We start from the raw sequence: 8,943 nt of genomic DNA on the forward strand, positions 1-8,943 counted from the left end.
ATCAGCGGAATTTGACGATCAGATAGGCGGGTTCCGACTGCGAGCCGCCGGCGCCGGGGTGCTCGATTACGACCGGATAGGTTCCGGGCGCGCGCAACAGCTCCGGCGGGAGCGTAGCGTTGATTTCACCGGCGCGGCGAAAATTCTGTGGAAATCTTGCCGGACGAAATTGGACCTCGGCGCTCACGGGCTTGCCGTTGACCTTGACCACGGCGGTGCTGAGAAAGTTCTTGCCTTTGATCGAGAGTTTTACCGGCCCTTCTCCCTGCGTGACCGAATCCGGGACGAGACTGTCGATCTCGGACGCCGGGCGGTCCGGCTGCGGCCGCGGGATCGGATTCCGGTAGGCCGGACTATACGCGGGCTTGCGCGCGACGCCCTCTTTGAAGACCGTGTGAATACGCTCGACGGCGAAGATATCCTCCAGCGGATTGGCATCGAGGATCACGACATCGGCGAACCGGCCCGGCGCGATCGTGCCGAAATCCGACGCCCGTTTTTCGCATTCGGCGGGGTTTTTGGTCGCCGCCATGAGCGCCTCCATCGGAGTCAGACCCGCCTCGACCATGATCTCCAGCTCGCGATGGATCGCCAGTCCGGGAAGAATGGAGTTGGGATCCGAGCCGGTTTGAAGGCGTCCGCCGGCTTTGACGAAACGCCGAAGAAATTCCTGCAACTTCCCGTAGCCGCTCGCGATCCGTTGCTGGAGACCGGTCTCAAGCTTCGCTGTCCCGGTGAAATACTCCTTCGTGTTCGCGCTAAAATACGGCGGAACGTAAGCGATCCGAGACGACGCGAGAAGCTTGAGCTCGTCGTCTTGAAATCTCCGCCTGTTCTTCGAAAAGGCGCGCCAGGCCGTGGCCAAGGTCGGCGTCCAGCAAACGTTCTTTCCTACCAACGTCTGGATAACCCGATCGTAAGTTTCCTCCTCCATGAAGCTGTGGACTTCCTGGCTGGTCATGCGGTTGCGCGTGGCCGTTCGTCCCTCATGCAACTTTTTTCTTCCCTCGGCGCTCGCGACTGTCGCCATGGCGACCGAGTGAGAGTGCTCGATCGAATTGATATCGACGCCCGCCAGGACGGCCTCGGTTCCATTGATGGAATGCACGACGACGGGCTTTCCGGCGGCGCGCGCCTCGGTGCTGATTGCGCGTAGCTCCTCGGTTGAGAGATTTTCCAGCGCTTTGACGATATCGACGCCGGCACCGATCGCCTTTTTCGTTTCTTCTTTGGCCTCTTCGGCGCTGCGGACATAAACTTCGGTCCTCCCGCGCGAGCCCTCTTCCCCGCCGTCCTCTCCGGCCCGGTTCAACCTCCCCGCGACGATCAGGCGCGGTCCGAGAAGCTTGCCCTTGTCGATTCCCTCTTTCTGGGCGAATCTCCACGGCAACGGATTGTCGCCGATATCGAACGCCGTCGTTACGCCGTAAGACAGATAGATCTCCGCTTGCCAATCGCGATAGTGGGAGTGCGCGTCGATAAGGCCGGGAATGGCGACCTTGTCCCGGAAGTCTAAAATTTTTGCCCCTTTCGGCAGCGCCAATGTTCCATGCTTGCCGACGGCTTGAATCCGCTTTCCCTCGATGACGATGTCCGCATCGGCAAGAGGCGGCCCGCCCGCGCCGTCGATCAAAAGCTTTACTTGAAGAACGACCGGCGCCTCGTCGGCCGCCATGATCGCAGAGCCAAGAACGGCCAGAACGGCGGCAAGCACGCAAAGAACACGATAAAACCGAATCGATTTCATTTTCGCGGTGAGGGTTCCGGGCCGTAGAGCTTGGTAAAAAACCCTTCTTTTTCCAACTCCTGGATGATTGACAGATCCATGAACTCGGCGATCTTGCGCCCTTTGAGAGCGCTATAAGTATTGCTCAGGTCTTCGATGTCGTTCTGAATCGCCTCTTCCCTGGGAAACGGCCTGGGCGGAATGGTCCCGAGGAGATAATTCTTGTGCATCGATTCCAAAAGCTTGGGCTCGGTCACCTTCATGTATTTGCGGTAGACGCGGAACGCCTGCTCCTTGTCTTTTCTGCCGATGGCAATCGCCTCTGTGAGCGCCATGAGAAAACCCTTGATCTCGCGCCGCCGGTCCTTCAAGAACTGGCGGCTGGTCGAAATGTCGCTGCCGGAAGTGTACACGCCCTTGTCGAGCAAGTCGGCCAGGACGGTCACCTTCTGCCCCGCCAGCTCGAGCTGCAAGAGATTATCGGCGGTGGCGATGGTCGCGTCGATTTTTCCCTGGAGCATGATCACGATGCGGCGATCCGATTCGCTCAGCCCCGTCGGTATGACCTGGACGTCTTTTCCCGGTTGCAGTCCGATCTTCGGCAGCAGGCGCTGCAGCGCGTAGTCGGAGCCGGCCCCGATCCGGCTCGAGCCGATGATCTTTCCTTTGAGCCCTTGAATGGAAGTGATCGACGGATGCGCGACCAGCTTGTAGGCGATCGGCCCCAGGCTGGCGACGATCGCGACCGGGGCGCCCCGGGCGGCCGCGGTGACGGCCGAGGAGCCGGAGGCGGCGATCAAATGGACGCTGCCGCCGAGCAGAGCATTCACCGAAGTGATGCCCGATGCGATGTAAACCAGGTTGCCGTCGAGACCGTATTTGTCGTAGAGCCCGAGGTCTTTGGCGATCCATAGCGGCGCGCGCGTCCCGGAGACCGACGCGTAGGATATCGTCATCGTCTCCAGCTTCTTTTCCTGAGCGGAAGCGTCGCCGCATAACAGCAAGCCCCAGGCCAAAAGCACGGCAGTCAGTTTTTCGCTATTCTTCATTTCATCCTTCCGCTTTCATGGTTCGAGTTCCCTCACCATGACCCTGAGTGTAATCGAACGGGTCATCCTTCATCCTTGCCTAGTAGTGCTCGCCCTCTTTCAGCGTTCGGATCGACGCGCGGATCTGGGCTTTGGATTTCACCTTGTGCTTGTAAAGCAGAAACGGCCACGCGCGATAAGGATTCTCCAGCCGCGCCGTTACTCTGCCGCGCGAGGCGTCCGCCATCGGCTTCGGCGTGGTGAAGCTCATCAACAGAAGCTGGTCTTGGCAGGCGCGCTCCAATTGGATCGCCGAGATGCAAGTCCCTTCGATTCCCGGCCCCACCACGACGCAGCCGTGGCCGCGGAGGAAAATCGCGTAGTGCGGGCCGAGGGCCTGCGCCATTCGCTCGGCCAAAGCCTCGCTGTTGATACCGTGGCTGTCGGGAAATATCGGCACGCCGTCGGCGAAGAGCCGCGCGTCGCGGTTGAACGGGACCAGGCCAGTGTCTTGGAGGCCCACGAGGATCGCGCTCCGCGCGTGACAATGGATGACGCTTCCGACGTCCGACCGGCGACGGTAAATCGTGCTGTGAATGAGACTCTCCGAAGGAATCGGCCCTTTGCCGGCGATCCGCTTGCCGGCGAAATTTACCGTGCAGATATCTTTGGGCTCGGCGAGAATGCCGGCAAATCGCGGGTTGATCAAAAAAGTTTCCGTTCCCGGAACGCGCGCGCTCAAATGTCCCGACCCGGACAGAATTCCCTCGCCGGTGATCACCTGCAAACCCTCCACCAGCCGCCGCTTGAGATTTTCGATACTTCGGCTTTGCTCAGTACGGGTTTTCGATTTTTGATTTTCCATTTTTGGTCCCATAATCCCCAATTCCTAATCCCCGAATCCCTTCTTTTCCCACTCCGCATAAAAGCGCCACAGGGCGCCCTGCGACCTATCCGGCGCGCCGCGGCGCGAAAGGAAAGCGTCGATGTCGTCCTGAGGGATCGACGGGACGTTACCGAGGGTCGCCGCTTGCAGGTTCATCTTGGCCAGATGGTCCAGCTTGATCGCTCGGATCGTCGCTTCCTCGATGCTTTTCCCCACGACGACGACGCCGTGGCCGCGGAGAACGCAGACGTCGCTTTCTCCCATCACTTCGAGCATCGCGTGAACTTGCTCCTTGGAATGCAGTGTCAGGCTGCTCTGGAACAGAGGTATACCGCGCAAGGCCAACCGCATGCCCTGCGGATCGTAGCCGCCGTAGATCGGCCGGAGCGCGATGCCCGCGATGCTCGCGAGCACGATCGACGGCGGGTGCGCGTGGACCACGCCGCCGACGTTAGGTCTCAGCTTGTAAATCTCGCCGTGGATGCAGGCCTCGTTGGGAGTTTTTAGCCCGGCGCGGTTTTTGAGCGGCGCGCCCTCGAAGTCGGAGAGGACGATGTCCACGGGGCGCGTGTACAACAGACCCGTCTCGTCCCCTCCCCTTCCCCGGATGAGCATCGACTCGCCGTCGCGGTTGCGGGCGCTCACGTGGCCGGTCGTTTCCTTGAACAGGCCGAGCTTGGCGAGAATTCGGCACGAGAGCGCGACGTTTTTTACCAGCGCGGCGTCGGCTTGCGGGTTTCGAGTTTTAGATTTGAGATTTCCGATTTCTTTTCCCCCGGTCCTGAAGCGTTAAACCCTTCAACCTTCGACCCTCTCCTTGGTCCTCTCCCTCCCAAGGAGAGGAAAGGATGAGGGTTACGCCGCTTCCATCGCCGCCTGATAGAACGCGTCGTAGGTCACCCACTGCTTCCCTTGGCTCTTCTTGAGATGCAGCCAGATGGCGCTCTGCGCTTCCGCCGTCCCCGCCCTGCTGAGGACGATCTGCTCGCCCAGTTTTCCATGGTCCTGGTCCGCCTCTCCGTGGGCGGTGAAAAATTCCAGCGCCTCCTCGGGCACGTGATATTTTTCTCTCAGGGCCTCGGCCCAGACCGGATGGACCACGGCGTTGATCTTCTCGCCCACGCGGAGGTTCGCCGGGAGATCGCCGACGGTCTGCTTCATCGACTTGTAGCGCTCGGCGTCCAGCACCACCTGCATCAGCGGCGACGGCTGCGAGCGCATAACCTCCTCCCGGCTGAGGCCCAGTCCCTGCGCGAAGCGCAGCCAGAGCTCCGGATGGCTGGGGTATTTCCCTCCTGCGAGATCTTCGCCCGCCTCGGAGAGAAGCACCTTGAGCTGCTCCTGGAGCTCATCCAGCGTCGGCGCGGTGGCGACGATGTAAGCGTCGTTCCTGAGCGTCTGGACCTTCGCGTGGTAGTCTTGCTTGGCCCACGCTTGGAGCTGCTTCTTCGTCCATTCGCCGCGCACGAGCTTGAGGCAAAACGGATGATTGATCTTGGTGTGGTGCGCCAGCACGGCCTCCGACACGGCCTCGAGAAATTGTTCCGGCGGAAGAAACTCGCGCGGCGGATCGGGAAAGCGCGGATAGCTCCACGGCGTCTCGATCTCCTGAAACATTTTGCGCGCGCGGGCTCTCAGCTCGACGATCGAAGCCATAAGAAAATTTGCCTCCTGTTAAACTTTCTCATCAGAAATAGCGTATCGTTGGCGAATCTGTCAAGCAGACCGCTGAAAAGACCACGCAGGAAGGCGCTCACCGGTTGTAGAGCCGGGCGAAAAAGCCTTCGGCCTCCAGCTCGCCGAGCAGCGTCTTGTCGATAAAGTCGGCGGGTTTTTTCCCTTTCATCTCCGGCATCGTGAGACTCTGGTTTTCGATCTCCGCCTGGATGACGTCTTCCATCGGATACGGCTTGGCGGGAAGCATGTCCTCGACGTAGTTTTTATAGTAGATCTCCAGGCGCTGGGGATCGTTCTCCCGCATGTATTTGCGAAAACTCGCGAGCGCTACGGTCTTATTCGTGCGCGCCAGCCAGATGGCCTCGCAGTACGCCGCGAGAAACGCGCGCGCCCGGGCGCGCTGCGCCTTGATGAAATCCCGCTTGGCCGAGAGATCGCTCGCGCTGGTATGGATGCCCAGCTCCCGCAGGTCGGCCAGAACCGAGACCTTCATGCCTTTGGACTCCGCCTCGTAGAGATTATCCGGGCTCACGAGCGTCGCGTCGATCTTACCCTGCTGCATGATGAAAACTCTCTTGATCGACTCCGCGAGTCCGGTCGCCAGCACGTTCACGTCTTTGCCGGGAACCAGCCCCAATTTGAGCAAAACTCTGCGCAAAGCGAAATCGATCGTCGTGCCGGGCCGGCTCGTTCCGACCGTCTTTCCCTTGAGGTCCTGAACCGAAGTGATCGACGGGTGCGCCGCGAGCTTCCAGGCGCCGGGACCGAAGGTGCCGATGATGACGATGGGGAGTCCTCTGGCCGCGGAAACCATCGAAGTGCTGCCGGGGGCGCCGAGGATCTCAACGTCGCCTCCCATGAGCGCCCCGATAGCGGTGTTTCCGGCCGCGATCACGACCAGGTTGACGTTCAGGCCGTGCTTCTCGAAGAGCCGCGCCTCCTTGGCGACCCACAGCGGAATCCGACTGCCGGTCACCGAGGCGTAGGAGACGTTGAGCGTCTGGAGTTGCTTGGTTGAATCCTGCGCTCGACCGTACGACGCCCATAGCAGAGCGCTCAGCAGGAGCGCAGCCGGGATGAGATGGTTTCGGAGCGTCATTTCCCTTGAACGAAATATCGAAAAATAATGTCGTGACGGGTTTCCTGATTGTCCCAGCGGAAGCGCGCCGCGGCGAGCGCCTTGCGCTGCTGTTCTTTGGTCAGGCAATATTTTTTCAGGATCGCCTCGTTGATATCGCCGTGCTGGTCGTTGGCGTCGCCGTGGACGTGGAAGAATTCAAGAGCGTTTTGCGGCAGGGCGAAATATTTTTTCAACGCCTCCCCTTCGTCCAGGAAGTCCTTTTCGCCGTGCTCTTCCTTGGGCGTATAGCGTTTCCACATGCCGCCCTCAGTCGCATACGTCGCGGCCACGCCCTCGATCCATTCGTGGTGTTTGGCGAAATCGAACACGGCATCGACGGTGAAGCGGTACACGGGCAGCACGTCGGCAAAACTGTTCATCGCGGATCGCGGCACGCCGAGGCCATCCGACACTTTGAGCCACATTTCATAGTGCGGACCGAGCTTGCCGCCCGTCACGTCCTGCCCCTCCTCATCGATATACTTCCTGAGCAGCATGCGCCTGGCATCAGGGATGGGGCAGTTGGCGATGATCTGCGCGTCTTTGCGGTTGATATTGACCAAAAAGTAGTAGCGGTTCTTGACGTACTCGACGAGCGCGCCTTTCGTCACCTGGCCTCTGCCGACCGCGACGCGCCACGGATGCGGCTGTTTGATCCTGCCGGCCTTGACGTAGTTTCGCCGCTCTTCCCAGATCGCCGCGATGAACCGGTCCGGCGCAAGCCCGGGCTCTCCTTCCTCGTCGATCAATTCCGCCGCCATGTTTTTTCCTCCGACCGCGCGGTGAAACTTTCCATTCGTTTTTCCCACGCGACGCTATTGCTGTCAAGCGCGCGTCCGTTTGACAACGCCCCGCTCTGCGGCTTAAATCTTGAGCGATGGAAAATTTGCGGATCTGGATCCGCCTCGAGCTGCCGGAAAACGAGCTGCGCTCGCTCAAGAGCGAGTTCCCCGGCGTTGAATTCGTCGACGGCGACGCCGGACAATCGAAGGCCGCGGAGATCGACGCGGTCTTCACGGAAGAATCGCTTGCCGACGATCTCGTCGCGCGCATGGCGAAATTTCGCTGGCTTCACGTTACGCGCGGCGGCCTCAACGCGTACCTCACGCCGGCCGTGAAGAGCCGGCCGATTCAGCTCACCGGGTCCAAGGGCATCCACGGGCGTTCGTTTACGGAGTTCGCCCTCGCCGCGATCTTCACGCTGGCGAAGAAGCTGCCCGAGTGCTGGGATGCGCAACGCCAAAAAAAGTGGCAAAGAGTGAGCACCGACGAGGTGTCGGGCAAGACGCTCGGCATTGTCGGTCTCGGCACGATCGGCTCGGAGCTGGCGCAAAAAGCGAAATGTTTGGGCATGCGGGTGCTCGCCACGAAAAGGACCGTGGACGGGAAGCCGGACTACGTGGACGAGTTGGGAGGCCCCGAATTTCTTCCGCAGATGCTGCCGCAGGTTGATTTCCTGGTTCTGTGCTTGGCCTCGATTCCTTCGACGAATGATATCATCGGCGAGAAAGAGCTGCGCTCCATGAAGAAGAGCGCGTATCTGATCAATCTCACCGGCGGCAAGGCGGTCGACGAAAAGCTTCTAACGCGAGCGCTGAAGGAAAAGTGGATCGCGGGCGCCGCGCTGGACGCTTTCGCCCGGCAGCCGCTCCCTCAGGACTCCGAGCTTTGGAACCTGCCCAACGTCATGATCACGGCGCGCATCGCCGGCGCCGCGGCGCAAAAGTGGGAGCTGTTGTTGCCGATCTTCAAAGATAATCTAAAGCGCTTTCTGTCGGGGGCGCCTTTGCGCAACCTGGTCGATAAGGAGCTGGGGTATTAAACCATGGACGCCTTTTCTTTCATTCAAGAGGTCGAACAAACTTTCTCCCGCTACTGGGGCGGTCACTTCGAGGTGGTGACGACTTTCTTTTCCCGGCCGAGGCCGCAGGAGCAGCTCATCGCCTGGCTGGACGTTCAGCTTTACAAAGAGATCCACGTCGTGCCGGGAAAAGCGCGGGCTTTGATCGAGATGTACGAAAAGTTGGATTCCGAAATCGAGCGGGGCGAATACGAAGCCGAGGCTTACGAGATGGCCGACGAGATCCAGCATTATCGCCTCCTCGCCGACATCCGGCAGCTCATCACCGGAGTCAACCTCAAAGCCACGGAAGCCAAGCCCACCGAGGAACAGCTCAAGCTCGAACAGGTCCGGCGCAAATACGCGAACAGCAAAAGCGCGCTGGTGCGGGCCGTCGGCAGTTTCTCTCCCGGCGGAGGAGTGGCGTTTGCCGCCGCGGGCGCGATGATCGAAGGCGGTCCGATCGAGCGGCTCCTGGCCGAGGCGTTCAAAATCATTTACCGCCAGGAGCACGTTCACTATCACCAGCGGCGCATGGCCTTCGATCGGTTGGCTCATGAGGCGAGCCCGTCGGAGTATCCCGAAGCCTTGAACTTCGCACGGGAGCTGGCGCGCCAGCACTTTATTCTCCGCAACGAGTCGTTCGGCTATCCGCTCGGGCCGGAG

General features: G+C 60.4%; 9 protein-coding genes. 2 read left to right on the forward strand and 7 right to left on the reverse strand.

Going from position 1 to position 8,943, the window contains the following annotated elements; translation table 11 throughout:
• Position 1 precedes the first annotated feature (1 nt).
• The 7 genes from VGL70_08035 to VGL70_08065 all read right to left on the reverse strand — a co-directional run bounded on the left by VGL70_08035 (position 2) and on the right by VGL70_08065 (position 7,198).
• On the reverse strand, positions 2 to 1,747 hold the full coding sequence (locus VGL70_08035) for an amidohydrolase family protein (GenBank protein ID HEY3303468.1): 1,746 nt from the start codon (positions 1,745 to 1,747) through the stop codon (positions 2 to 4).
• Positions 1,744 to 2,775, reverse strand: coding sequence for an ABC transporter substrate-binding protein (locus VGL70_08040; GenBank protein HEY3303469.1), 1,032 nt, complete (start codon positions 2,773 to 2,775; stop codon positions 1,744 to 1,746). Before VGL70_08040 ends, VGL70_08035 begins: the two co-directional genes overlap by 4 nt.
• Before the next feature lie 79 nt (positions 2,776 to 2,854).
• Entirely contained in the window at positions 2,855 to 3,631 is a 777-nt protein-coding gene (locus VGL70_08045) for a class II aldolase/adducin family protein (protein ID HEY3303470.1), read from the reverse strand.
• A gap of 12 nt (positions 3,632 to 3,643) precedes the next feature.
• Complete coding sequence (locus VGL70_08050; GenBank protein HEY3303471.1) at positions 3,644 to 4,405, reverse strand: class II aldolase/adducin family protein; 762 nt, start codon at positions 4,403 to 4,405, stop codon at positions 3,644 to 3,646.
• Between the two features lie 90 nt (positions 4,406 to 4,495).
• Positions 4,496 to 5,296 (reverse strand): iron-containing redox enzyme family protein, encoded by an 801-nt coding sequence (locus tag VGL70_08055; GenBank protein ID HEY3303472.1) that lies wholly within the window; start codon positions 5,294 to 5,296, stop codon positions 4,496 to 4,498.
• A gap of 97 nt (positions 5,297 to 5,393) precedes the next feature.
• Positions 5,394 to 6,416 (reverse strand): ABC transporter substrate-binding protein, encoded by a 1,023-nt coding sequence (locus tag VGL70_08060; GenBank protein HEY3303473.1) that lies wholly within the window; start codon positions 6,414 to 6,416, stop codon positions 5,394 to 5,396.
• Entirely contained in the window at positions 6,413 to 7,198 is a 786-nt protein-coding gene (locus tag VGL70_08065; GenBank protein ID HEY3303474.1) for an iron-containing redox enzyme family protein, read from the reverse strand. Before VGL70_08065 ends, VGL70_08060 begins: the two co-directional genes overlap by 4 nt.
• Before the next feature lie 116 nt (positions 7,199 to 7,314).
• On the opposite strand from VGL70_08065, the gene VGL70_08070 reads away from it, so the two are divergent.
• A complete protein-coding gene (locus VGL70_08070) occupies positions 7,315 to 8,259 on the forward strand; it encodes a D-2-hydroxyacid dehydrogenase (protein ID HEY3303475.1) in 945 nt (314 codons plus the stop codon).
• Between the two features lie 3 nt (positions 8,260 to 8,262).
• Positions 8,263 to 8,943 (forward strand): hypothetical protein (locus tag VGL70_08075; protein HEY3303476.1); only part of this gene is annotated, 681 nt, incomplete at its 3' end.

Source organism: Candidatus Binatia bacterium (assembly GCA_036504975.1).
Lineage (GTDB): Bacteria > Desulfobacterota > Binatia > UBA9968 > UBA9968 > JAJPJQ01.

Excerpts from the sequence above, each read along its gene's own strand:
- VGL70_08060 (HEY3303473.1), bottom strand. The coding sequence starts at position 6,416 with ATGACGCTCCGAAACCATCTCATCCCGGCTGCGCTCCTGCTGAGCGCT.
- VGL70_08055 (HEY3303472.1), bottom strand. The coding sequence starts at position 5,296 with ATGGCTTCGATCGTCGAGCTGAGAGCCCGCGCGCGCAAAATGTTTCAG.
- VGL70_08040 (HEY3303469.1), bottom strand. The coding sequence starts at position 2,775 with ATGAAGAATAGCGAAAAACTGACTGCCGTGCTTTTGGCCTGGGGCTTG.
- VGL70_08070 (HEY3303475.1), top strand. The coding sequence starts at position 7,315 with ATGGAAAATTTGCGGATCTGGATCCGCCTCGAGCTGCCGGAAAACGAG.
- VGL70_08035 (HEY3303468.1), bottom strand. The coding sequence starts at position 1,747 with ATGAAATCGATTCGGTTTTATCGTGTTCTTTGCGTGCTTGCCGCCGTT.
- VGL70_08065 (HEY3303474.1), bottom strand. The coding sequence starts at position 7,198 with ATGGCGGCGGAATTGATCGACGAGGAAGGAGAGCCCGGGCTTGCGCCG.
- VGL70_08045 (HEY3303470.1), bottom strand. The coding sequence starts at position 3,631 with ATGGGACCAAAAATGGAAAATCAAAAATCGAAAACCCGTACTGAGCAA.